This is a genomic window from Microcoleus sp. AT8-A3 (genome assembly GCF_036705675.1).
Lineage (GTDB): Bacteria > Cyanobacteriota > Cyanobacteriia > Cyanobacteriales > Microcoleaceae > Microcoleus.
Genome location: NZ_JAUBVD010000007.1, coordinates 98,694 through 122,340 on the forward strand (window position 1 = coordinate 98,694; position 23,647 = coordinate 122,340).

Sequence of the window (23,647 nt, forward strand, 5' to 3'; positions counted from 1 at the left end):
AAACATTTTGGTTGGGTTTCGTTCCTCCAGCCAACCTGCTGTTACAAGAAAACACTCTTTGTGAAACAGGCATTTTGCCTGTTACTGATATTAGTGCCAAATATTCATTCTATTTGTTACAATTATTAACTAGATATATTGTACAGTTTTTGCCATCAATGACTATTTCCTCACCAGTAGCAGACACCAAAAACAGATCCGGCCAGGAAACAGACTGGCGGTTATTCATGAGGTTGGCATCTTACGCAACCCGCAGCAAACGCTTGCTGATTATTTCGATCGTACTATTAGTACCGCTAGCAGTCTCAGGAGCAATTCAACCCATTCTCATCGGACAGGCAATTTCGGTAATTCGCGCGGAACCTACCTACGAATTCCTGCAGGGAGTGCCTTTATCTGCTGCATTGAATATTTTGGCTATTTTGCTCATGCTAACTATAACACTTAGATTAGCACTGCAATCACTTCAAGGCTATTTAGTCACCAAAGTAGGGCAAATAATTACTACTGACATTAGAAATGATTTGTTCGCGCACGTCACATCGCTAGCAGTGAGATTTTTCGATCGCACTCCTGTCGGTAAATTGATGACTCGCCTCACCAGCGATGTAGAAGCTTTGGGAGAGGTTTTCTCTTCAGGGGCGATCGGCATTGTCAGCGATTTATTTTCAATTTTAGTAATTGCCATTTTCATGTTTACCATGCAGTGGCAACTAGCTTTAATGTTGGTGCTGATGATGATACCAATTACCGCTGTCATAGTTTATTTTCAGTACCAATATCGCATAGCAAATTACAATACCAGAGAAGAACTTTCCGAACTCAACGCCCAACTGCAAGAAAACTTGACTGGTATTGGCGTAGTGCAGCTATTCCGCCGCGAAAGATTCAACTCCGAATTGTTTCGTGTCACCAATAAACGGTACATTAAAGCAGTTGACAAAACTATATTTTACGACTCAGCCGTATCTGCGACATTAGAATGGATTGCTTTAGTGGCGATTGCAGCAGTTTTGTGGATGGGCGGCCAAAGAGTTTTAGCGGGTAATCTTAACTTCGGTACTCTCTCGGCATTCATTTTATTTGCTCAGCGTCTCTTCGATCCGCTGCGGCAATTTGCGGAGAAATTTACCGCGATTCAAGCAGGATTTACCGCTGTCGAACGGATTAGCGATATTCTCAACGAACCGATCGAAATTAAAGATCCAACTAGCGGGAAGAAGGAAGGGCACAACACGGATTTTGACACGGATACACGGATGTTTGAAGCCAGAGGGAAGAAGGAAGAAGGAAGAAGGGCAGGTTATTCACCGTTGTTGATAACTGGACATCCAGAGGCAACGGCTTACAACTTGTCTCCGTTCGATCGAGAATTGCCAGATAATCATCAAAATCCAGCAAGTTCCGAATATCGTTTAGTGCCTAACAATCCCAACCCCCCGAAGCTTAGGGGAGGAGAAAATGCCAAATGGCATAATTCAGAATCGGGAGAAATCCAATTTGACAACGTGTGGTTTGCTTACAAACAAGACGAATATGTCTTGCAAAATCTCAATTTCACCATCAAATCCGGCGAAAAAGTAGCATTAGTTGGCCCCACCGGTGCGGGCAAAAGTTCGATTATCCGTCTTCTCTGCCGCCTTTACGAACCTAGCCGAGGACGGATTCTGGTTAATCATGTGGATATTCGGGATTTGCCTCAAGCAGAGTTACGCAGGCACATAGGCGTGATTATCCAAGATGGCTTCCTATTTGCTGGTGACGTGAAGAGCAATATCAGCCTGGGAGAAAGTTACTCGATTGAGGAAATTCAAGCAGCAGCAGAAAAGACAAATGTTGCCCGTTTAATCGAACAGTTGCCTCAAGGTTATGATACGCAATTGCGGGAACGGGGAACCAATCTTTCGGGGGGACAAAAGCAATTATTAGCCTTTGCTCGCGCGGCTATTCGCAATCCCAGTATTTTAGTTCTAGACGAGGCAACTGCTAGTTTGGATGTGGGGACGGAAGCTTTAATTCAAGAAGCTCTAGAGCGTTTGATGGCTGACAGAACGGCGATAATTATTGCCCACAGGCTCTCGACTATCCGAAATGTCGATCGTATTTTAGTGCTCAAACGCGGGCAGTTAGTAGAGTCGGGCAGCCACGAAGAGTTGTTGCAGCTAGAAGGGTTGTATGCCAGTTTGTACAAGTTGCAAATGCTGGGAAGTTAATATACTGAGATGTTGCACCCTTCTCAATAAGCTTTTTATGAACAGGCTTTTCGGCCTGTTCCACAAGACAATTCACTCTTTGTGGAACAGGCCGAAAAGCCTGTTCTTGAGAATGGTGCAAGATGTGAGTATATGAAGGAGGGCACGACACGGATTTTGACACGGATACACGGATGAATTATCGATAAGAGGGAAAATTATCCGAATACCCAGATACCCGACTTCTTGAAGAAGTCGGGTATCTAAAAGAATCTAAAATCTAAAATCTAAAATCTAAAATCGGCTCACTTGCCTGAAATTATTTTCCCCAGGGTTTCCGGCAAGTGAATTATATGTTGGAAAAGCTGGTTTGGGCCGATGCCAAACAATAACTGCATCGCCAGCACAATTGCTGCTAAACCAATCGCTGTCCCGATGCTGGCTTTCAATACTTTAAAAGCCCAATTAAAGACTAGCCAAGATACAAGTAAGGAAGCAATTAAGATAATTATTTCTATTGGCATATAACATTTTTAACTCTATTTTAACTCTACATAAATTACGTATCAATACCAAAGAAAGCGGGTTTTTTCTCTGTGTTAAAAGCTCAATTTCAGTATTTCCGTAAAAAACCCGCTTTCTGCGGCCAGGACTGTACTTATTACTTTAAGCAATACTGCCGCGCTTCCGTGTTTCCTTATAAGAAATTCCGACATTTTTTAAGCCGGCTTTAATCATTTGCTGCTCTAACAAAGCGAAAAAGCGAGTTCGATCGCCCCCCGTGACTACCGCTTGATTGTGAGCTTCTGCTAGCGTCACCGGATACCCGCCGCCTTTATGTACTTGAGCCAGCATCATTCCTAATGCTAAATCTAGCTGTGCTGTATCTTGTGCTACCCATTCCGGCACTTCTATTCTAGCAATTTCTGTGCCAACGTGAACGTAACAGAAATAGACGGAATTAATGCCGTACAAATCTAAAATTCGAGCTTGGGATTTCCACAAAGGGCTTCTTTGTCCCGGTGACAGGATTGTTGCCCACAATATGGCATCCCGCAAGGGTTCAAATTCTTGACAAGGTGCTTTGTCGGCGAAAGAAATTGTGGCGGCAAATCCGACGTTCGGGCAATTTGTCATGCAGTCTGGTACTTCGTGGGTGCAAGCTTCAAACCGCAAAAAAGATAAACTTTCGCTGCTGCGAGAAGCGCTTAAGTATCCTAACAGCGGAATTCCTGCTAAACGCAACTTGTCCCAAGATTCTAAAATTGGCAGCAAAATTTGATCGCGCGCTTCGGTGGGTAACTGTTCCAAAAACCAATAAATCAGGGAACCGTCTACCATTGCTAAAGCTGGCGCGGGCAATTTATTGTCGTTAACTTTTGCCCAATTGCAGCCCATTTCTGCTAAGGCAATTGCTTCGGAAACTGCTCGCCGATATCCCATCCATTCTTCGGTTCTAATTCCCCACTGTCGCGAACCGTACAAGTCTTCGGGTTTGTAGAAAACCTCGGGTACGCTGTCTAAAACTGGGTGGCGACTTTGGCCGTAGTGTAGCATGACTGTGCCGACGTTTAGCAGGTAGCAGTAGGCTATTTCGTGATGGTTGGGGGAAATTTGCGATCCGTCTGTGGCAAAGACTGTGTGAGAGGCGGGGGGTGCGGTGATGTAGGTGCGATCGTCTAAGGGCTCGATCGGCGTGGCAGCATTGAATAAAGTGCGATCGCGCCAATTCTCTTGCAATTCCACCAATTTTTCCTGTTCCGCTGCAGCCTTTACCAGCAAATTCTGAGCCACTTCCAAACGTTGGCGAGCGGCAGCCGCTTCCACATTCAAATGTTGGCTCATTCCCTGCATTGCCTTGGCTGCTTTAGTTAAATCGAGCATGGGTTTTAAGTCTCAATATTAGAAAGCTTTCAAGCTGATAAATTATCAAAACACTTTTCAATTTTTTGGTTCCGAATCTGGTTTTTTTGTGATAGACGCGGTTTAATTAACTAAAACACTTCGTGCGTGCGCGCCCCCAGAAATAGTAAAAAAACCAGGTTTTTGAGGTCAAGAGTACCTGCAATAGTCTAAAAAAAAACCTTTTTTTTTTGTCGATCGGCTTGCTTTTTTGAGAAATTTCTGTTATATTTATCTTATAATGGGATGGTGGCAAAAATATTATTTTTGCCACCATCCCATTATATTAAAATACCATGTCTACGCCGCAAAAGTCAACCAAAAAAATGTAAATTTTTGTGATTTTTTTTAAAATCTGAAAAGCGAAAAAAATCACCACTGTGAACAAATCTAACATCAACAGTCGATCGGCAGCCAATCGGCAAAATCTCCGGCAAACTGCGACAGAGAAAGCAATTGAACTGGTGGATTTTGAGCCACAGATTCCCGTTCTGGCAAAGTATTGTAACCCCAATCAGCCAAAAATAACCTCACCTGAGATAAATCCGGCTGCTGCTTCACCGACAGCAAAGTTTTTAACCTGTCTTCCACAAACCAAATAGTCGAATCTTTGCCAGACGCAGCCAAAAATTCCCGCAAAATTTGGTGTTTCGGCTTGTTGTATTCCTTACCAAAAATTAACTCCTGCGGCATTTGTACGCCTGCTAGCTGCAAAAGTTCCCGCACAAAACGGCCTTCCTTTGTAGTGACGATCGCCACTTTCACAGAACTCCCTTGCAACGAATGCAAGCGATCGGCAACCCCTGGATAAAAGCGGTGCAAAGACAGCCACCCAGATAAATCCTCAGCAATCCAATTATCGCGCAATCCGTCTAACATAGCACCGACAGATTGCGCTTTTAAATTATTTTCGGTCAACAAATACGGTACTATATTGGGCCACTCTAGCAAAATTTGCTCTGGAGAAATTCCTGTCAGCAGTGCGCGGATTAGCAGTGGCATTTCCCAACCGGTTTCGATGGCGGGCCGCACTCGGTAAAAACTCAAAGCTAAATCTGGATCGGGCACTGTTTCGACTGGTTTCCAGATTTGACAGTAGGTACGCCAAGCGGTTTGGAAATATTCGATTAGTCCGTCACAAATCACACCGTCAAAATCAAGAGCTAGAATTGTCGGAAAGTTATTAGCCATCAATCGATTTTAGATTTTAGATTTTGGATTTTGGATTGAAGAATTGAAGAATTGGAGAATTGAAGAAAGCGATATCACTGATGAATCCGGGGACTGGTTATCGGATAGTATTTTTGGGTTGTACCAGGATAAGAACGGGGGCTTGTACCCTGGCTGCTTTCGGTCACTGGATTGAATAATTGAAGAATTGACTATGCAAACACTCAGCAATGATTGGTCAAGAGTCGTTATTAAAAAGACTGAACTAGCGGTTGATCTGCGATCGATTCTAGTCCTTGGGACTGCAACAATTGCGTCCACTCGGTCGTCAGCCGCGAATCATTGGGTGCGAGGCGCCGCATTTCGGCTAGAGTAGCAAGAGTCTCGTACCAAATCCCATTTCTAGCATAAGCAATCACCTTAGCCATAGGGTCGGGATTTGCCAAATCGTTCTTGAGATTTGCCGGGGGTTCAATTCGCTGCATCCATCCTTTAACAATATAATCTCCAGAACGCTCCAGAGGATCGCAGGCTAGTGCAAACGACCACACATATCGCTTACCAACCTCAATATTTTTTGTCTTGTCTTTCTCAGAAAGGCTAACTCCAACAATTCCGGCTTTGTCATTTTTTAAAGTAGTTTCGTAAACTACTTCGGATTCATCTTCGTTTAGCAAAATAAACTCTACTTGAGCCGCTGGTTGAGAAACATATACAAAAAATGTTGGCGACTCTGTTAGCGTTAAACCAATATTGCTTTTAGGTATTAAGGGAGTAATGGATAAACCTTCCCGCAACTGACAGCCTCGATGCGTCCCGCCTTGCCGGTTGTCGGGGGCTGTTACATCGGGAGGTGTGAAATTAACATTCTGACTCAGCAGGATTGGTGCGGGTCCAGCCTGCATCGGTGTCAGCAAACTGGGGAGAGTAACGGCGATCGCCAATACAGTCATCACCAGTGCAGTAAAATTTATAAAACGTTTCATTTTTCCACCAACTTGTAGAAATATTTATAGAGTACATCTCTAATGTTAACCCGGAGTTTTAGCTCCGGGCGCGATCGAGTAAATTTGTCAATCGATTTTAGATTTTAGATTTTAGATTTTAGAGGCGACCCTACGGATAAATGCTCTTTCTTGAGGATTTTCGATTTTGGATTTTGGATTCATTCCACGGATAAATCACGTGGCGGGTACCACATGAAGAAATTCGTGGTCAATTTTCACATCGCCATCGGCCGATCGACAAAACTTCAAGAAATAGCGAGATTTAAAGAGGCGCAACCAGTGGTTGAGCTGCAACTGATTCCAGTCCTTGGGACTGCAATAATTGCGTCCACTTGGCTGTCAGCTTCACATCCCCCGGTGTCTGGCGCCGCATTTGGGCTAAAGTAGCGATAGTTTCGTACCAAATCCCATTTTGAGCATAAACGTTGAGCCTAGTCATGGGGTCGGGATTTGCCAACTCGCTCTTGAGATTTGCCTGCGGTTCAATTCGCTGCACGAACCCTTTAACAACTAAATCCGCAGATCGGTCTTCGGGGTCGCAAACTAGCGAAAATGACCACACGTATCGCTTACCAACTTCAAGGGATTTGTTGTTGTCCACGGTAGCAGGAATAGTAACTCCAACAATCCCAGATTTGTCTAGTTTAAATGTTTTTTCGTAGACGACTTCCTCTTCCTTGTCGTTGAGCACAGTAAACTCTATTTTTGCAGAGGTTTGAGGAACATAGACAAAAATTGTGGGAGAATCCGTTAGGGTTAAACCGATATTAGTTGGAGGTACTAAAGGAGTAATAGATAAACCCGCTGGACAAAGCTTGTTGCCGCGATGTGTTCCTCCTTGTCGGTTGGCGGGGGCTGTTACATCGGGAGGCTTGAAATTAACATTTTGACTCAGCAGAAGCGGCTGGGATTGTGCGCGCATCGGTGCAAGTGAACTGGGTAGGGTAGCTGCGATCGCAGATACGGCGACGGCAAGTGTAGCCCGATGTAGAAAACATTTCATTTTGTTGTACCTTTCACTATAATTGCAAACACAGGCATTCGCTGATGGCGATAAATATTTTTGAGATGCTAGTCGAGGGCGCAGATACACAATTTATACCTTGACATATCATCAATAACATTAATTAATTCGAGCGGCAAGTGGATTCTCTGTCGGAAAAATCCGGTTGCCTAGGTCGCAAGTATCATTGGATACAGTTGGTCGCTACGTAAGGTAAATTTTTGTAACAAAGCGGTCGGAGTTTCCGAGTGTTCTAAGATGGAGGAAGTCTCCGGCAGGTGGGGAATGTGAAACAACTGCTGTTCCAGAAACGAGTCAAACTTTTATGCTGGGATAATGAGTAAAATATCTAACAAAATTCGATCGGCAGTGGCTCAAGTGAGTCAAAGGTATAAACCATCACTCTTCTTGGCTAAGTCTGTATTAATTGCCAGCGCGGCAGTAACATTATCCTTGATGGGAGCCAGACAGCTAGGAATACTCGAACCAGTAGAATTAAGCGCTTATGACCAAATGGTGAGGTGGCGTCCCGATGAACAGCCAGACTCGCGTTTGCTAGTTGTGGGGATTACCGAAGCAGACATTCAGAAACTGAATCAGTGGCCAATATCCGATCGCAAAATAGCTGAAATCTTACAAAAACTGGAAAAAATGCAGCCGGCAGTCATCGGTTTAGATGTACTGCGAGACGTACCTTTAGGAGACGGGCGCGAGGAATTGACTAAATTTTTACAAAAAAGCGATCGAACGATCGGGGTATGTTTAGTCACCGACGGAAGCCCGGACAATCCCGGTTCTCCGCCTGCGCCGGGGCTGCCACAAAACCGGGTGGGATTTGCAGATTTCGGAGTCGATCCCGGTGGCATACTCCGCAGAGCTTTATTATTTATGAAACCGCCGAAAATTGAGGGCAACTCTTCTGCCCAAAAACATCTTTGCAATGACAATTCTCAAGTTTTATATTCCTTCAACCTCCAGCTAGCACTCCGCTACCTGCAAGGGCAAAAAATCTATCCCAAACTGGCACCAGATCAATCTTTATGGCTGGGAGAAACTCAATTAAAACAACTAGCAAGCAATGACGGAGGATACAAAAATGCCGATGTCAGGGGATATCAAATATTAATTAACTATCGTTCCCGGCGGCCAGTCGCAAACCAAGTCAGAATTACCGATGTTTTAGAAGGGAAAGTTGACCCGAATTTAGTTAAAGATAAAATAGTTCTCATCGGTTACACCACAGAAACCGTTAAAGATTTATTTTATACTCCTTACAGTGGGCGACAGCAAAAAAACCAATTCATGCCGGGGATCGTGGCACACGCACAAGTAGTCAGCCAAATTCTGAGTGCAGTTTTAGACAACAGACCGATGTTTTGGTTTTGGCCGGAATGGGCAGAAATCATGTGGATTTCGGCATGGTCAATTGTGGGAGGAACCTTGGCATCCCGGATGGCTCACCCAGCGAAGTTGACGGTGACATTTGGAGCACTGCTGTCCGGGTGCTGCGCGATCGGCTTTGGGATTTTTCTGTTGGGAGGGTGGGTGCCTGTGGCAGCGCCAGCCTTAGCATTAATCGTAACTGGCGGTAGCATTGTATCAGCAGAGAGATTTAATAAAGCCGGATACGGGAAAGCAATTAGCGATCGAGTAAAACAAGTCTTCAAAATCGAAATAGACCAAGCCAAAAAAGAACAGCAAGTCGCAGAAATCACAGAATCTGATTTCTTTAAAGAATTGCAGCAAAAGAAAGATAAACTGAGGATTGGCAAACAAGAAACCTCTGAAAAAAAACTTTCCGAACCCCAAGAAATAATTGCCATTACCCCAGAGCTTCCCAAGGTCGAAAGTCAGACAGACGATTACTTAGCTCAGTTGCAGGAAAAAGCCAAACAGCATCAGCAGCGGGCCGCCGTGAGTGAATCGGAAAGCGGCTCTCAAACGGGTGTCCCGATAGATACCGGTTGTCGTGCTAGTTCAGCCGAAACTAAACCTGATGACGAGTTCAGCGATTTGCAAACCAAAGCCAAACAGATGCGGCAGCGCAGGGGCGGCCAAAAGATGATAAAAGATGAAAAAATTGATAGTTTAGCAGACAAGGAGGATTTGGGGGACAAGGAAGAATGACCGACAACTCGACTGTATCATCGAGAATTGCATCATAATGGGTTCTCCCCGTTTCTTACCCTCATACGCAGATCATGTCCAAAATCATCTCTGTCCACTCTTACCGGGGCGGAACTGGCAAATCGAACACGACAGCAAACCTGGCATCTATTATCGCTCGCGGCGGAAATCGGGTCGCCATTGTGGACACAGACATTCAATCACCGGGGATTCACGTGCTGTTCGGTTTCAGCGAGAGCAATATGGATCGCTGCTTGAACGATTACCTGTGGGGCCGATGTCCGATCGCGGATACGGCCTACAATGTGAGTTCCCTGCTGCCAAAATTAGCCAGTAACGGCAGCCTCTACCTGATTCCTTCGAGCATTAAAGCAGGCGAGATAGCGCGAGTTTTGCGGGAAGGCTACGACGTGGGACTGCTTACCGACGGCTTTCAAGAACTGATCGAGGTTTTGAACTTAGACTACCTATTTATAGACACGCACCCGGGGCTCAACGAAGAAACCCTCCTCAGCATCACCATTTCCGACATCCTGCTGCTGATTCTGCGTCCGGATCAGCAAGATTTTCAGGGAACGGCTGTCACGGTAGATGTGGCCCGCAAATTAGAAGTTCCCAAGATTTTGATGACGATTAACAAAGCCCCAGAATCGCTGGATTTCGAGGATTTGAAGCAGCAAGTAGAGAGTATTTACGACATCCCAGTGGCAGGGGTACTGCCCCACAGCGACCAGATGATGCTGCTCGCCAGCAAGGGGGTGTTTGCGCTGCACTTCCCTAACGACCCTCTAACTAAGGTTGTGGAAGGGATTGCCAAACAGATTGTGGGATAATTGGTGCAGCGAATGCCGAGATCCGCCCAGGAGTTTCGCTTTCGCTCTCAATTCTTGGGGAGCGATGTCCTCCTGCGTATCCCGAATATTTGCTTAGAGAGTCAGGAGAATGGCGACAAAATGAGATACAAATAGATTATGAGAATTTGTTAAAAAACTTTAGGAGGAGAACTCATGGATTTTGACTTCCGCATACTAATAGTATTGATGCCCGTATTGTTGGCGGGCGGCTGGGCGGCTTACAACGTCGGCGCTATAGCTCTCAAACAAGTGCAGAAATTGTTGAACAAGCAAGCATGAACTAAGCATTATCACCAGTAATTTCGCAGCCGGCTGTTTTTAAAGATACAAAACAGCCGGCTGATTTGTGCATGGGCTCTGCTTAAGTGATGGCTGATTTTTTGTGGGCAATTTACGACTGCAGAGAGATGGGGCAAAACCCAAAAAAAGTTAAGTTTAAAGGTTAGGCAGAAACCGGCTAGGCTCAAGCAACATACTTTGTTGCAGCAAACGAGCCTGGGTAAAAAAACCTAGCTGTGAAAGTAGGGCGATCGTGTAAGTTCGGATTTTGATGTGTTGAACTCTACTGAGGATTTATGAGTAGAGTTATAAAAATATGGGGTCAGCACGCGATCGCAGAAAATATGAGACAATCACAAAAGTATTTGCCCTAACAATCCCCCTAAAAACTACGAAGTTTAACTGGTAGGGAATATCGGTCAAATTGTCAATGTTAAATTCCTATATCTTTAGATAGATTATGCTTTTTCCCCGATCGAGCGGCATATTACTCCACCCCACATCCTTTCCCAGTCGATTTGGCATTGGGGACTTGGGAATGGAAGCATATCGCTTTATTGACTTTTTAGTAGAGAGCGACCAGCTATACTGGCAGCTATTGCCGCTGGGCCCGACAGGATACGGCAATTCTCCTTATTCGTGCTATTCAGCAATGGCGGGAAATCCGCTGCTGATCAACCCAGAACTGCTGCGGGACCAGCAATTGCTCGCAGATGAAGACTTCGCTAATTTACCAGAATTTCCGCTGGATTATGTAGACTTCGATCGAGCGATCGCCCTGAAAGTGCCTTTGCTCAAAAAAGCTTGCGAAAACTTCAAAGCCAAAGCATCCCAGATCCAGCAAAAAGAATTCTCAGGTTTTTGCGAAAGCAAAGAGAATTGGCTGGAAGATTACGCCTTATTTATGGCACTAAAAGATCGCTTTGGCGGTGTTAGCTGGAACAATTGGGAACCAGAAATTGCCCGTAGAGAGCCAGAGTCGCTAGAGAAGTGGCGCCAGCAGCTAAATGCTGAGATTTATTACTACAAATACGTCCAGTTTGAGTTTTTTCGCCAGTGGACGGAGTTGAAACGCTATGCTAATATGCGGGACATTAAAATTATTGGCGATATTCCGATTTATGTAGCTCACGATAGCGCCGATGTATGGTCTCATCGCGAAATATTTTGCTTGGATGAAGCCAGCGGAGAACCAGCTTTAATGGCGGGAGTTCCCCCTGATTACTTCAGCAATACAGGTCAATTGTGGGGCAACCCCGTATACAATTGGGAGAAGTTGCAAGCAACTAATTTTGAGTGGTGGGTGCAGCGTTTTGAAGCGATTTTCTCTTATGTAGATGTGACTCGGATCGACCACTTTCGAGGATTTGACGCTTACTGGGCGGTGAAGCGCGGACAAGAAACTGCGATCGAGGGAGAGTGGATTAAAGCGCCGGGAACAGCTTTGTTGGATCTAATTAATAAGAAGTTTGGCAACTTGCCGATTATCGCTGAGGATTTAGGGGTAATTACTCCAGAAGTGGAAGCTTTGCGCGATCGATACGAGTTTCCAGGAATGAAGATTTTGCAGTTTGCTTTTGCCGGTGGTCCGGGCGATCCTTTTTTGCCTTTCAATTACGATCGCAACTCCGTAGTCTACACTGGTACCCACGACAACGACACGACTGTCGGCTGGTTCAATCAACTGCAAAACTACGAAAGAGATGAGGTTATGCGTTATTTGGGCTGCATCGATCCCCAAGGAATTCACTGGTCTTTAATCCGCATGGGTTGGATTTCTGTTGCTAATATGGCAATTGTGCCGTTTCAAGATTTGTTGGGTTTAGGTACTGACGCGCGGATGAATTTTCCGGGGAAACCAGAGGGAAATTGGGGCTGGCGGTATCGGCCAGAAGCTGTGAATTGGGAAGTGGGCGATCGGCTAAAAACTATGACTTACATCTCCGGGCGCGCTCCTAATAAACATTGATTGTCGGGAAGGGGTAATTGGTAATTGTTAATGGGTAATATCAAACCTGTTAACATCGGAATTATTCCTATCTCTCTTCTCTTTATCTGCGTGAATCAGCGTCAATCCCTTGTCCGGGGCGGTTCAGAAATTATCTTTTCTTGACCGCAGATACAGGCAGATGCAACACAGATTAACGCAGATGAATTCTATCAATTCCGGTTGCACCATCCGTGATTGTTAACCGAAAGCATCCAGGATACCCGCCACGTGATTCATCCGTCCAGAAATAAAAAACCTGTATCCCATGAAACTTGCCGAACGTATTTATCTCGCGCAAGTCAATGCTTCAATTCTAAAATCTAAAATCTAAAATCTAAAATCGATTGACTGTTGACTGGATTTGACTATTCCGATGCAACCGGGTTTGATAGAATGGGTAATTGGTAATTGGTAATGAGTGAATCAAGACGGACATTCTAATTAAACTCTGTGGACTGCCCGCTATTACCTATTACCCATTAACAATTACCCATTAACAGTCAACCTTGATTCTGGGGCGGTGCTGAAGGCTTAAGTTCGCTTGCTTTAAAAACAACTTCTTTAGCGACTCCAGGCTCTCCGAGTTGTTCGGCTTGTCCGTTATTAACAGCAACCATTACCCCGCCGGCGTTACCTGCTACCACTACCAATTGCTTTTGAGCCCCCCAGGTGCGAACAGTCCCGGTCGGCAAAGTTCCCTCAAACTCTGTTTTACCATCGACTTCAACCTGCATCCACGATTCTGCTTTAAAAGTGACGCTAACCATTACTGGTTTATTGCCAGATTTATTTAAATTTTGACCGGTTCTTACTGCTTCGACAGCCTCGTAACTATCCGGTTTCTGATTTTGTGAGGCTCTTGATGCCTCAGCAGCGGTGCGAGCTTGTTCTTGCTGCCCAAGCGCTAGTTCTTCGGCTCCCGCACCGTTTTTTGCGGTAACAGAACCGCTCATCAATTGAGATAAGACATTGACCGAACAGATAATTAGAAATGTGTAAAAGAGGTAGAGGTGCATCGGCCGCAACTGAGGCCCATCTTGCCAAGATAGCTTGGTTATCGATCGGGGCGGCGGTTCGATCGGAAAAAATTCGGCAAACTGAGTTCCGTCCAAACCCATTGCTTCAGCGTAGCGCTTGATCAAACCCTGAGTGTAGACGGGTTCGGGAAGTTGGTCGAGTTGACCGTCCTCGATTGCTTGTAGCAGATTCCGCCGAATCATTGTTACCACGGCTACTTTGTCCAAACAAATCGACTGCTGTTCGCGGTACTGACGGAGTTTAGCTCCTATTTCCGCTAGCTTCTTCTGAGCTGGTTCTGGCTCTTGGGAGTGCAGTTTCTGCTTAGTGGTTTTGAAGAATAAAAACAATAAATTCTTTGTCATATGCTGTGCTCCTGGGAATTTACTGGCACGCTTATTGATGTTAGGTTGACTAGATTCCATAAATAAATAATTTCCGCATCTTCTAGGGGTCGGCAGCAGCCTGGTGGCAATATTGGCGAACCGGGCCGCTGCAATTGAATCGGGCCAATGGCTGTGCGGTGCAGGCGCACCACGGGATATCCCAAGAGCTCGGCTGTTCGCCGAATCTGTCGGTTTCTGCCTTCTGATAGAATGACTTCTAACAGAGTTTGGTCTTGCGCGCGATCGAGAACTTTAACTTTCGCGGGCAAAGTTTTTCGGCCGGACAAGATGATGCCCTGACGCCACGTTTGTAGTATGGGTTCCGGGGGATCGCCGCTCACCCAAACCTGATAAGTTTTGGCGATCGAGTGACGCGGATGGGTCAAACAAAATGTCAGCTTACCATCATTGGTGAGCAAGAGGGCGCCGGTGGAATCTGCATCTAAGCGTCCTACGGGGTGGATGCCTTGACCCGAACGCAGTTGGGGTGGCAGCAAGTCGAGAACTTTCGATCGGGATCTTGGATCGCTGCAAGTAGAAACTACGCCTGCCGGTTTGTTGAGCAACAGATACACCTTTGCGGGTTTATCCGTTGGTTTCACCGGGACTCCATCGACTTGGATGAGATCGCGATCGGGATTCGCTTTTTCTCCTAAGTGAACAATATTGCCATTAACTCGGACTCGTCCAGCTACAATCATCTGTTCTGCAAGACGGCGAGAGGCAATGCCCCACTGGGCGAGGATTTTTTGCAGCCTTTCATCAGACATGACGGGAGTGTGGAAATCCCCAACGAGCGAACGGTGGGGAGGAAACACGACACGGTTAATTGATTAACCGTACTAGCAATGCTCAATTCCTGGTTGGGAATAAATTATAATGCTGACCAATTATTACAGGACGCCCGGCAAGAGTGCAGATTGTCCTTGTGCCCGGTGCAGATTGTCCTGATGGCATTACCCTGAATGCTGTGCAAAAACTACGACGAAAAGACTCGCGGCAGGCACAGGTTTGCACCGTTGGTTTGCGGCTGGTTTGAAAGGTGTGGGTCTGACCCGACCATAAACCAACACTACCATAAATTCCGTACTACTGGTTAAATTTATACGCTCGATCGCGAATTTTTCATCGGGATCGCACAACTCGTGAACTACCCAAAGATCCCAAGGGGAGAAAGGTGAGAATTTTTCTGCTTCTGGCGTTGCTGATGCCAGATTTCTGCTTGGTTTTGGAGTTAATCGGACTGGTTTTCATCAACCCTGTTTCTAAGAAAAATCAAAGGTTGACAGCGGTACATCTGTGCAGAAATCGGGTTTTTGAGTCCAGATGTGCAAGTTCTAGTTAAATTTCTGTGCTTGAATATTAAGGTTTATATTCTGAAATTGTTTATGACTGTCGATCGAAACTCTCTTCAATTTGACAATAGAGATAGCGCTGCTGGCTCTGGTGGGACTATTAATCTCGGCGAGCAGCCGAGTCAAGGCAGCCGGATCGCGAGCGCGGTGCTGTCTCCGGCGGTGCAGTTGTGGCTGCGATCGCAAGTTCAGCAGGTGGACGAGTTGAAGGTGAAAATTGAGGGGAGCGATCGACAAATCTTCAGCGGTGCGATCCCCAAAGTCACGGCGGCCGCGATCGGTGCTGTGTATAAAGGACTACACCTAACTGACGTTGCCATAGAGGGCTGTGGCATTCGCATCAACCTCGGTCAAGCTCTCAAAGGCCAACCCCTGCGCCTCCTGGAATCCGTTCCCGTAACAGGCGTTTTGAGGGTCAGCCAAGCGGATTTGAATGCGTCGCTGAAAGCGCCTTTGCTGGCTGATGCTTTGAGCGAATTTTTGCTCCCCCTGCTGCCACTAACAGATAGGGAAAAGTCGCTGAAGTTGCAAAATTCGCAGATTGCTATTGAGGGGGGTTTGTTAACGCTTTCGGCGACAATTTTGCGCGCTGGCGGTAGGCAAATTCCTTTGGTATTGCGGACTGGTTTGCGGATAGCCAGCGGTCGCGAATTGATGTTTGAATCACCCGAAATCGAAATGGATGGAGAATTAAAGAGCAGTGATTTCAATGGTTTTAACATTGATTTTGGGCCGGAAGTTGAGATAGAAGAATTGATGTTGAGTCCGGGGGAGATTGTTTGTCGGGGGGGAATTAGAGTTTTACCTTAGTTAGTTGAGAGTTGACAGTTGAGAGTTGACAGTTGACAGTTGACAGTTGACTTTAACCTGGTTCCTCGCTAGAGCCTGGGAATACATACCCAATGCCCAATGCCCAATGCCCAATTCCCAATGCCCAATGCCCAATGCCCAATGCCCAATGCCCAATGCCCAATTCCCAATTCCCAATTACCGATTAACTGTTTGAGGGGGTTTGGGGGAGATATAAGTCCCACGCCATAATCTCCGATTTGGCGTTGGGATACATGGACTCACCCAAGCAAATTTTATCCGGTCAATCAGGCGTAAAATCTGCAATAGGTGAAGGTCTATAGACGGTCAATACCGTGTTATAATTATCTTCATGACACTGATTATGAACTACTGCTACCGAATTTATCCCGACGCCAGCCAAGAGCAGACCATGCTGCATTGGCTGGAAATTTCTCGCAAGGTCTATAATTACGCTTTGCGAGAAATCAAAGATTGGGTGAATTCGCGTAAGTGTAGTTTAGATTATTGTTCCCTGGAACGAGAATATATCATTCCAGCCGACAAGACATTTCCCACCTATTACGCACAACAGAACACACTCCCCAAGGCGAAGAAAGAGTTCCCATTGTTGGGAGAAGCCCCTTCTCAAGTTCTGCAAACTACTATTCGTAGATTGCATGATGCTTGGAATTATTTTCAGTCGCGGGGGTTTGGCTTTCCTCGCTTCAAGAAGTTTGGACAGATAAAGTCCATGCTGTTTCCTCAGTTCAAGACCAACCCGATTACATGGTGGCAGATTGCTCTCCCCAAGGTTGGGAAGATACCCATTAATGTGCATCGACCTATCCCACAGGGGTTTGTGGTCAAACAGGCAAGGGTATTGAGGAAAGCTGACAGATGGGAAGTGGTAATCACAATAGAATCTGACGTATCGATACCCGATGCACAACCTCATGGACACGCACTGGGTATTGACTTGGGATTGGAGAAATTTTTGACAACCTCGGATAAAGAGTTTATCGCTAGACCCCGATTCCTGGCATCCTTGTACCGCAAGCTGGAATTGCTGCAACGTAAGTATGCCAGAACGAAAAAGGGTTCTAAGAACAGTGAGAAAGCTCGAATTAAGGTTGCTAGACTCCACAACCACATCGCGAGTGTTCGGAAAGATTGGCAATTCAAGCTGGCTAATCATCTGTGTACCAAAGAAGATATTGGGATGGTGTTTGTTGAGAACTTGAATTTGAAAGCAATGTCGAGAGGGATGTTGAGAAAACATACCCTTGATGCCGCTTTTGGTCAGTTTCTCAACCTGCTGGAGTGGGTAGCAAAGAAACATCAAGTCTACTTCCTGCGGGTCGATCCAAATGGAACGTCTCAAACCTGTCCTAAGTGCGGAACGCATACGGGTAAAAAAGAACTTTCTGAACGAGTGCATCGATGTAGTGAGTGTGGATATGAGACAGATAGAGATCATGCAGCATCAGAAGTCATTAGGTTGCGTGGTCTAGAACTTAGTACGCTGGGACTCAGCGGAATAGAAAATGCCTATGCAGTCGGTCTGCCGGGGATTGATGAAAGTCAGTCGGCGTCAGAGGCGAAGTCCCGCAAGGGAAGAACTAGGAAAGCCAAATCGTGAGGTTTGGAAGCCTACACTGTAATTTTTGATTCAGTGTAGGAGGATGTCACTTAAAAAAGAGTCGATCGCGGGCAATAGTAAAGTGACAAAATAGTAGACTAAGGGCGCGGTAAAAACATAACTGTCGGTGCGATCGAGAATGCCGCCGTGACCGGGGATCAACTGTCCCGAATCCTTAACGCCGGCGTCTCGCTTCATCATCGACTCAGTTAAATCTCCCAACAGGCTAGCAACCCCAATCAACAGACCAAAAGCAGCCCCAGTATACAGCCACCCCGGCCAGTGTAAATACCAAGAACCAGCGACTGCCACGGCGATGCTGCCGCAAACTCCAAATACGGCACCTTCAACGGTTTTTTTGGGGCTGATGTGGGATAGGCTAGTGCGCCCGAAGAATTTGCCGACAAAATAAGCTCCAATGTCAGCGGCCCAGATGCAGAAGAAAGCCAGCAGCAGCGAAGTCAATCCTAAAGATATATGGCTAGAAGTTGTCCAAGACGGCGGCGAGTAAATGTTAACGGGCAAATTGCTTGCTACTGCTTGCGAAAATTGGGTTGTAGCAAGATTGGCTGGGTCGAGGCCGACTCGCAGCCGTACCCAATAGCTGGGCAAATAACCGCCGTAGAACAATCCTAAAACTGAGGAGGCAATATCGGCGATCGTCGATAATTTAGGTTGGAATAACAGGTAGAAACAGATTAAGGTTCCCGCTAGAGGGAACATGGCATCTACGAGTTCCGGTGCTAGGGCGGCAGTAATTAATAGCCCTTGACTGACGGCTAAGGTAGTTTTGGCAGCGGGTGCAATACCTTTCGCCCTGGCTAATTGAAAATATTCCAATTGGCCTAGGTAGACGATGACTCCAAAGCCGACGGTGAAGTACCATCCGCCCATAATAATCATTCCCAAAGCAAGGGCGATCGCAACTATTCCACTCAGGATACGAGACCAAGGCATAAAATGAATTTCTCTTGCAGACGGCGGTGGATCATTCGATTTTGGATTTTGGATTTTGGATTTTGGATTTGAGATTTGGGATTTTTCTAGAGCACGAGTTGATCCCTTGCACAACTAACCCCCATCCCCCATCGGTCATCCAATATCTCAAGTCAGGCGGTCAATCCAGCTATGGTGGCCCCTATTCTTAAGTATGAAGGTTAAGTGAACTTAAAAAAGATTAAGAATTACATTTAGGAATGGGCATAGGGCATAGGGCATGGGGCATTGGGTATGTATTCCCAGGCTCTGCCGAGGAACCAGGTTAAAGTTAACTGTCAACTGTCAAGTGTCAACTGTCAACTAACTTCTAATCCAGCTTTTCGCCGCTGAGAATAAATATGGGATTGACGGCGGCAAAGGTTTGACTGAGGCCGCGAGTCTCCAAGCGGTTGACGGCGGACTGGACTACTTCGATGTTGCGGACTTGTAACTCGGCGAAACCTTCGGAAAGGGCGTAAAGATTCTCTAAATTCGATGCTGTGGCGACAACTCTACCGTGGGGTTGCAAGTACCGCCAGACTTCTTGGAGAATGGCTTTAATGGGGCGACCTCCTTCGATGCAGACTCGGTGGGGGGGTTGGGGCAGGTTTTCCAGGCATTCCGGGGCACTGCCTTCTATGACTTCTACGTTGTCGAGCTCGAATCGATCGCAATTTCTGCGAATCAAGCTTGCTACTTCTTCGTCCCTTTCGACGGCAATAATCCGACCTTTGGGACACAGCAAACCTGTTTCTACGGCGATCGTACCAGTACCTGCACCGATGTCCCACACGACTGAATCTGCTTGCAGCCGCAGGTGGGAGATTAACAGCAGTCGGACTTCTCGCTTACTCATGGGAATTCCCGGTAAACGTTCAAATAAGTCATCCGGGATGCCTGGAGTGACGTAGGGCCAAAGCATAGTTATATTTTTGAATTTTGATTTTTGATTGAAGCAAGACCGAAGTTGGAACTCGCGGAAGAAGTAGAAATTCTGCCAATTTCCCCCAAGCCTTCATATTTACTGTCGCACAACCTTGAGAGTTTGGAGGCCGGGATCGCTACAACCTGTGATTTTTCCGCCGGCGGCCAGGATTTGTTGCAGGTAGTCAACGGCTGCTGGGGTAATGATTTCACCGGGCATTAGGACTGGTATTCCTGGGGGGTAGGGACAGATGAGTTCGGCACTGAGGCGATCGACTGCTTTGTCTGCGGGTACTGTTTCCGCTGGAAAAAAGAAAGCCTCGCGGGGGGAGAGGAGAGGGGGAGAGGGGGAGAGTGGGAGAGTGGGAGAGTGGGCAAATCTTCCATCGGACATCGGACTTCTTCTCTCGGACTTCTTCTTTCTTCCGACGGACATCGGACTGACATCCGTTACATCCGTTACATCCGTTACATCCGTTACATCCGTTGCCGAACTTCCTTCTTCCTGACATCCGTTACATCCGTTACAGAATACGTTGCCGAACTTCCTTCTTCCTTCTAAAAGAGTACAAGCTTTAACTAAATTGTCAATATCTAATTCTGTATTTCCCAAGCTGATAATAAATGTTAAATGTTGAGGCATGGGAAGTTCTGCGGTGACGCCGAGTTGAGAGTGCAAAATTTCATCGGCGGCAAATCCTGTGATTCCTAAATCTGATACTTTTACTGTTAGCCTGGTGCGGTCTAATGCTGCAAAACCCGGTGTATTTAAGGGTTCTAAAACTGATAAGCCGGGAATTAGACTGATTCGCGATCGCGCTTTTTCTGCTAGCTGTAAAGTTTGCGCTATTAATTCTTTGCCGTGGAGTGCGATTTGTTGGCGGGCGGCGTCTAGGGATGCTAATAGTATGTAACTCGGACTGGTAGATTGTACTAACTGCAATGCTCTATTTAATTTTTGGATATCTATGCGAGATCCCTTGACGTGCAGCATCGATGCTTGTGTCATTGCACCGAGGGTTTTGTGGATTGATTGTACTGTTAAATCGGCACCCGCTGATAGTGCCGGTTCTGGCAAGTTTGGATGAAAGTTAAAGTGCGCGCCGTGAGCTTCGTCTACTAATAACGGTATGTTGTATTGATGGGTAATTTGGGCGATCGCCCGCAAATCCCCGCAGACGCCGTGATAGGTTGGGTAAACCATCAATACTGCTTTGGCGTCGGGATGTTGTTCTAGGGCTGCGGCTGTAGCTTTTGGGGTGATGCTGTTGGCAATATCCCAATCCGGGTTGTACTCTGGATTGACAAAAATTGGAATTGCACCGGATAAAATTAAACCAGAAATCGCCGATGAGTGGATATTTCGAGGTAGGATAATTTTATCTCCTGGGCTGCAAGTCGCTAAGATGGCGGCGATAATTCCGCAAGTCGAACCGTTAGCCAAAAACCGAGTTGATTTTGCTCCAAATGCTGCGGAGGCTAAGTCTTGAGCTTCAGCAATTGCACCTTCTGGGTTAAAGAGATTGTCTAATTCCGGCAATTCCGGCAAATCCGCTCTAAATACTGCCGCACCGAATAAGTCAATTAGGGGTTGAGAGATTCCTTGTCCGCGTTTATGTCCGGGGGCGTAGAATGGGGCGTGCGGATGATTTGTGCGATCGCGCAAGGCATCTAATAGGGGAGTTTTTGTTTGAGAGTTTGCTGGTGACACGCTTAATCCTGATTGCTGTATTTGATATCTAAGTAGAGCGATATGAAAAAACCATAATATCTTCTAGGGACGGGTTGAGCTAGTACCTTTACTTTCAGGCAGTTTCTTGCTGTACTCACGCGATCTACCCATCTCATGTTTATTTGTAACCACCTACTTAGTTTAATGCTAAAGGCATAAATTTATGCGGAAGTAACAGTTAATTATAGCTATTTAGATAGATGTGTTCACTGCACTCTTGAGTTTAAAATTATGAGATAAAAGAGTACCACAACTCAGTTATTTTTGTTGAAAAATATAGCTAGAAGTGGCTAGCAAATGTTTTTGAAACATCTCTATTAGCGAGCAAAACACTAACATGATTTTTCCCAACCCTACTCCATTTCCCGGCCCGCAGATTCCCAGCACCGAACCGGGGCTGCCGACTATACCCGCATCGCCACCAGTGCCGGGCCCCGTTCCCGAACCGATTCCCGGCCTTGTACCGGAACCGGTACCTGCGCCAATTCCCCAGCCAATTCCCGAACCGGTGCCGGAAACTGTACCCTCTCCGATTCCTCAAACAGTGCCGGAGCCTATTCCTCAGACAATCCCTGAACCTGTTTAAATTATGTTTTAGTCGATCGCGAAATTTAAGATTGTTTGTCAGGCCGATCGCAAAAACCGGCTTTCTCCAAAGTCCCCAATCTTTTTGATGAATATCAGACTTGAAAAAACTCGGTTTTTGCGTAGATTATCGATTACTTGAAGTTGAGCACATTCTGTTCACAAAGGTTAACCCCACGCATATCAGTGTATTTGCCGTCAGAGTAGTCGACCCTGACATCAAAAACACAGCCCGCAGAATCCAAGCCCTCGTACTCAGCTCGATTCCACTCAAAAACTTCCTTTTCCCGATCTGGAATCGGGCCGTCTAACATGTTTTCTCCCCAATCATCCTCGACAGAAGACAGATAGAGGGCTGTCATCGTCTTGCCGCTGTTGTTAAACACCGAAATTTTGATCATCTGAGCGAAAACGCTAGCTGCTGTGAGCCCTAACAGAGGCAGCGACAGCCCCACAGCCATCGTTACTTTGCTTAACCATCGGTTAACCATTGAGCCATCTACCTCAAGTTGTATATTTATTCAAGCCTAGCAGTGGAAGTTAGAAAGCACAAGTCAGATATATTGCTATTGCTTATGATATTTTGATACAGTGATATGTTTCTAAATAGCTATGCTTACTGCCGGAATTGTCGGACTGCCTAATGTTGGCAAATCTACTTTGTTTAATGCTCTGGTTGCTAATGCCAAGGCGACTGCTGCTAATTTTCCTTTCTGTACGATCGAGCCAAATACGGGTATCGTGGCAGTGCCAGACGAACGGTTGAAGGTGCTGAGCAATATTGCCAATTCCGCGCAAACTGTGCCGACGCGGATGGAGTTTGTGGATATTGCGGGTTTGGTGAAGGGGGCGAGTCAGGGGGAAGGACTGGGAAATCAGTTTTTGTCTCACATTCGGGCCGTAGATGCGATCGTCCATGTTGTCCGCTGTTTTGACAATGATGATATTATTCACGTTGCCGGTTCTGTCGATCCCCAGCGAGATATTGACATTATCAATCTCGAATTAATTTTAGCAGACTTAGCTCAAATTGAACGCAGGCTCGATCGCACTCGCAAGCTGGCCCGCAACAACAAGGAAGCTCAGGCCGAAGTGGATGTACTCGAAAAATTAGTCGCTGTTTTGAATGCCGGGAAACCGGCGCGGCAGTACAATTTCACAGATGAAGAAGCTGAATTAGTTAAAGGTTTGGAATTACTGACCAACAAACCAATTATCTATGCTGCTAACGTATCTGATGACGATTTAGCAACGGGAAATAGCTATGTCGAACAAGTGCGGGAAGTAGCAGAAGCCGAAAATGCTAAGGTTGTCATAGTTTCGGCGCAAGTTGAGTCAGAATTGGTGGAGTTATCCGAGGAAGAACGAACGGATTTCCTAGAATCTCTGGGGGTCAAAGAAGGTGGCTTGAAATCTCTGATTCGAGCTACTTACGAATTATTGGGTTTGCGGACTTATTTTACTAGCGGCCCGAAAGAAACTCGCGCTTGGACGATTATCGCGGGAATGTTAGCACCCCAAGCTGCAGGGGTGATTCACTCTGATTTTGAACGGGGTTTCATCCGGGCAGAAACTGTAGCTTATGAAGATTTGGTTGCTACGGGCGCGATGAATGCGGCTAAGGAAAAAGGCTTAGTTCGCAGTGAAGGAAAAGAGTATGTTGTACAAGAGGGGGATGTGCTGTTGTTCCGATTTAATGTTTAGCTTTTTTAAGG

The 23,647-nt window shown here is 46.2% G+C and carries 20 protein-coding genes; 9 read left to right on the top strand and 11 right to left on the bottom strand.

All coding sequences use genetic code 11. The features are described from left to right. Positions 1-158: 158 nt before the first annotated feature. Positions 159-2,213 (top strand): ABC transporter ATP-binding protein, encoded by a 2,055-nt coding sequence (locus QUB51_RS06250; protein ID WP_333260190.1) that lies wholly within the window; start codon positions 159-161, stop codon positions 2,211-2,213. Positions 2,214-2,497: 284 nt separating this feature from the next. Here QUB51_RS06250 and QUB51_RS06255 read toward each other — a convergent pair whose 3' ends face one another. The 5 genes from QUB51_RS06255 to QUB51_RS06275 all read right to left on the bottom strand — a co-directional run bounded on the left by QUB51_RS06255 (position 2,498) and on the right by QUB51_RS06275 (position 7,274). Beyond that, the gene (locus tag QUB51_RS06255) at positions 2,498-2,716 is read right to left on the bottom strand and encodes a hypothetical protein (RefSeq protein WP_333053030.1); all 219 of its coding nucleotides are present in this window, start codon (positions 2,714-2,716) and stop codon (positions 2,498-2,500) included. Positions 2,717-2,858: 142 nt separating this feature from the next. After that, positions 2,859-4,076, bottom strand: a complete 1,218-nt coding sequence (locus QUB51_RS06260) for a DNA double-strand break repair nuclease NurA (protein WP_333053031.1) — start codon at positions 4,074-4,076, stop codon at positions 2,859-2,861. Positions 4,077-4,490: 414 nt separating this feature from the next. Beyond that, positions 4,491-5,285: an HAD hydrolase-like protein gene (locus QUB51_RS06265; RefSeq protein ID WP_333053032.1), complete on the bottom strand. Its 795-nt coding sequence runs from the start codon at positions 5,283-5,285 to the stop codon at positions 4,491-4,493. 230 nt (positions 5,286-5,515) lie between these two features. Then, the gene (locus QUB51_RS06270; protein WP_333260147.1) at positions 5,516-6,250 is read right to left on the bottom strand and encodes a DUF928 domain-containing protein; all 735 of its coding nucleotides are present in this window, start codon (positions 6,248-6,250) and stop codon (positions 5,516-5,518) included. Between the two features lie 283 nt (positions 6,251-6,533). Continuing rightward, a complete protein-coding gene (locus QUB51_RS06275) occupies positions 6,534-7,274 on the bottom strand; it encodes a DUF928 domain-containing protein (protein WP_333053034.1) in 741 nt (246 codons plus the stop codon). A 336-nt stretch (positions 7,275-7,610) separates the two neighbouring features. On the opposite strand from QUB51_RS06275, the gene QUB51_RS06280 reads away from it, so the two are divergent. The 4 genes from QUB51_RS06280 (at position 7,611) to malQ (ending at position 12,503) form a co-directional block, all read left to right on the top strand. Continuing rightward, positions 7,611-9,401 carry a CHASE2 domain-containing protein gene (locus QUB51_RS06280; RefSeq protein WP_333232029.1) on the top strand — a complete coding sequence of 597 codons (1,791 nt, stop codon included), beginning with the start codon at positions 7,611-7,613 and terminating at the stop codon, positions 9,399-9,401. A gap of 74 nt (positions 9,402-9,475) precedes the next feature. Then, entirely contained in the window at positions 9,476-10,234 is a 759-nt protein-coding gene (locus tag QUB51_RS06285) for a MinD/ParA family protein (protein WP_333053036.1), read from the top strand. Positions 10,235-10,408: 174 nt separating this feature from the next. Continuing rightward, positions 10,409-10,534, top strand: a complete 126-nt coding sequence (locus QUB51_RS06290; RefSeq protein WP_333053037.1) for a photosystem II protein Y — start codon at positions 10,409-10,411, stop codon at positions 10,532-10,534. A 460-nt stretch (positions 10,535-10,994) separates the two neighbouring features. Next, positions 10,995-12,503 carry a 4-alpha-glucanotransferase gene (malQ, locus tag QUB51_RS06295; protein WP_333053038.1) on the top strand — a complete coding sequence of 503 codons (1,509 nt, stop codon included), beginning with the start codon at positions 10,995-10,997 and terminating at the stop codon, positions 12,501-12,503. 521 nt (positions 12,504-13,024) lie between these two features. Here malQ and QUB51_RS06300 read toward each other — a convergent pair. Further along, on the bottom strand, positions 13,025-13,906 hold the full coding sequence (locus QUB51_RS06300; protein ID WP_333053039.1) for a RodZ domain-containing protein: 882 nt from the start codon (positions 13,904-13,906) through the stop codon (positions 13,025-13,027). Next, entirely contained in the window at positions 13,903-14,697 is a 795-nt protein-coding gene (locus QUB51_RS06305; protein ID WP_333053147.1) for a pseudouridine synthase, read from the bottom strand. Before QUB51_RS06305 ends, QUB51_RS06300 begins: the two co-directional genes overlap by 4 nt. A 546-nt stretch (positions 14,698-15,243) precedes the next feature. Here QUB51_RS06305 and QUB51_RS06310 point away from each other — a divergent pair. Both QUB51_RS06310 and QUB51_RS06315 read left to right on the top strand, forming a co-directional pair. Next, positions 15,244-16,092, top strand: a complete 849-nt coding sequence (locus QUB51_RS06310; protein WP_333260152.1) for a DUF2993 domain-containing protein — start codon at positions 15,244-15,246, stop codon at positions 16,090-16,092. 364 nt (positions 16,093-16,456) lie between these two features. Continuing rightward, complete coding sequence (locus tag QUB51_RS06315) at positions 16,457-17,713, top strand: transposase (protein ID WP_333053041.1); 1,257 nt, start codon at positions 16,457-16,459, stop codon at positions 17,711-17,713. A gap of 30 nt (positions 17,714-17,743) precedes the next feature. Here the strand turns inward: QUB51_RS06315 and QUB51_RS06320 are convergent, their stop codons facing one another. From QUB51_RS06320 to QUB51_RS06330, 3 genes are all read right to left on the bottom strand, one after another. Further along, positions 17,744-18,670, bottom strand: coding sequence for a phosphatidate cytidylyltransferase (locus tag QUB51_RS06320; RefSeq protein ID WP_333053043.1), 927 nt, complete (start codon positions 18,668-18,670; stop codon positions 17,744-17,746). A gap of 349 nt (positions 18,671-19,019) precedes the next feature. Further along, positions 19,020-19,613 (bottom strand): precorrin-6Y C5,15-methyltransferase subunit CbiT, encoded by a 594-nt coding sequence (gene cbiT, locus QUB51_RS06325; protein ID WP_190659397.1) that lies wholly within the window; start codon positions 19,611-19,613, stop codon positions 19,020-19,022. A gap of 99 nt (positions 19,614-19,712) precedes the next feature. After that, positions 19,713-21,326 carry an aminotransferase class I/II-fold pyridoxal phosphate-dependent enzyme gene (locus QUB51_RS06330; protein WP_333053045.1) on the bottom strand — a complete coding sequence of 538 codons (1,614 nt, stop codon included), beginning with the start codon at positions 21,324-21,326 and terminating at the stop codon, positions 19,713-19,715. Between the two features lie 358 nt (positions 21,327-21,684). Here QUB51_RS06330 and QUB51_RS06335 point away from each other — a divergent pair, with 358 nt between their 5' ends. Further along, positions 21,685-21,933: a gamma-aminobutyric acid A receptor, epsilon-like protein gene (locus tag QUB51_RS06335; protein ID WP_333053047.1), complete on the top strand. Its 249-nt coding sequence runs from the start codon at positions 21,685-21,687 to the stop codon at positions 21,931-21,933. Positions 21,934-22,066: 133 nt separating this feature from the next. Here the strand turns inward: QUB51_RS06335 and QUB51_RS06340 are convergent, their stop codons facing one another. Continuing rightward, positions 22,067-22,423 (bottom strand): hypothetical protein, encoded by a 357-nt coding sequence (locus QUB51_RS06340; RefSeq protein WP_333053049.1) that lies wholly within the window; start codon positions 22,421-22,423, stop codon positions 22,067-22,069. Between the two features lie 121 nt (positions 22,424-22,544). Between QUB51_RS06340 and ychF the strand changes: the two genes are divergently transcribed. Next, a complete protein-coding gene (ychF, locus tag QUB51_RS06345; protein ID WP_333053051.1) occupies positions 22,545-23,636 on the top strand; it encodes a redox-regulated ATPase YchF in 1,092 nt (363 codons plus the stop codon). The last annotated feature ends 11 nt before the right edge of the window (positions 23,637-23,647 follow it).

Excerpts from the sequence above, each read along its gene's own strand:
- QUB51_RS06250 (WP_333260190.1), top strand. The coding sequence starts at position 159 with ATGACTATTTCCTCACCAGTAGCAGACACCAAAAACAGATCCGGCCAG.
- QUB51_RS06255 (WP_333053030.1), bottom strand. The coding sequence starts at position 2,716 with ATGCCAATAGAAATAATTATCTTAATTGCTTCCTTACTTGTATCTTGG.
- QUB51_RS06260 (WP_333053031.1), bottom strand. The coding sequence starts at position 4,076 with ATGCTCGATTTAACTAAAGCAGCCAAGGCAATGCAGGGAATGAGCCAA.
- QUB51_RS06265 (WP_333053032.1), bottom strand. The coding sequence starts at position 5,285 with ATGGCTAATAACTTTCCGACAATTCTAGCTCTTGATTTTGACGGTGTG.
- QUB51_RS06270 (WP_333260147.1), bottom strand. The coding sequence starts at position 6,250 with ATGAAACGTTTTATAAATTTTACTGCACTGGTGATGACTGTATTGGCG.
- QUB51_RS06275 (WP_333053034.1), bottom strand. The coding sequence starts at position 7,274 with ATGAAATGTTTTCTACATCGGGCTACACTTGCCGTCGCCGTATCTGCG.
- QUB51_RS06280 (WP_333232029.1), top strand. The coding sequence starts at position 7,611 with ATGAGTAAAATATCTAACAAAATTCGATCGGCAGTGGCTCAAGTGAGT.
- QUB51_RS06285 (WP_333053036.1), top strand. The coding sequence starts at position 9,476 with ATGTCCAAAATCATCTCTGTCCACTCTTACCGGGGCGGAACTGGCAAA.
- QUB51_RS06290 (WP_333053037.1), top strand. The coding sequence starts at position 10,409 with ATGGATTTTGACTTCCGCATACTAATAGTATTGATGCCCGTATTGTTG.
- malQ (WP_333053038.1), top strand. The coding sequence starts at position 10,995 with ATGCTTTTTCCCCGATCGAGCGGCATATTACTCCACCCCACATCCTTT.
- QUB51_RS06300 (WP_333053039.1), bottom strand. The coding sequence starts at position 13,906 with ATGACAAAGAATTTATTGTTTTTATTCTTCAAAACCACTAAGCAGAAA.
- QUB51_RS06305 (WP_333053147.1), bottom strand. The coding sequence starts at position 14,697 with ATGTCTGATGAAAGGCTGCAAAAAATCCTCGCCCAGTGGGGCATTGCC.
- QUB51_RS06315 (WP_333053041.1), top strand. The coding sequence starts at position 16,457 with ATGAACTACTGCTACCGAATTTATCCCGACGCCAGCCAAGAGCAGACC.
- QUB51_RS06320 (WP_333053043.1), bottom strand. The coding sequence starts at position 18,670 with ATGCCTTGGTCTCGTATCCTGAGTGGAATAGTTGCGATCGCCCTTGCT.
- cbiT (WP_190659397.1), bottom strand. The coding sequence starts at position 19,613 with ATGCTTTGGCCCTACGTCACTCCAGGCATCCCGGATGACTTATTTGAA.
- QUB51_RS06335 (WP_333053047.1), top strand. The coding sequence starts at position 21,685 with ATGATTTTTCCCAACCCTACTCCATTTCCCGGCCCGCAGATTCCCAGC.
- QUB51_RS06340 (WP_333053049.1), bottom strand. The coding sequence starts at position 22,423 with ATGGTTAACCGATGGTTAAGCAAAGTAACGATGGCTGTGGGGCTGTCG.
- ychF (WP_333053051.1), top strand. The coding sequence starts at position 22,545 with ATGCTTACTGCCGGAATTGTCGGACTGCCTAATGTTGGCAAATCTACT.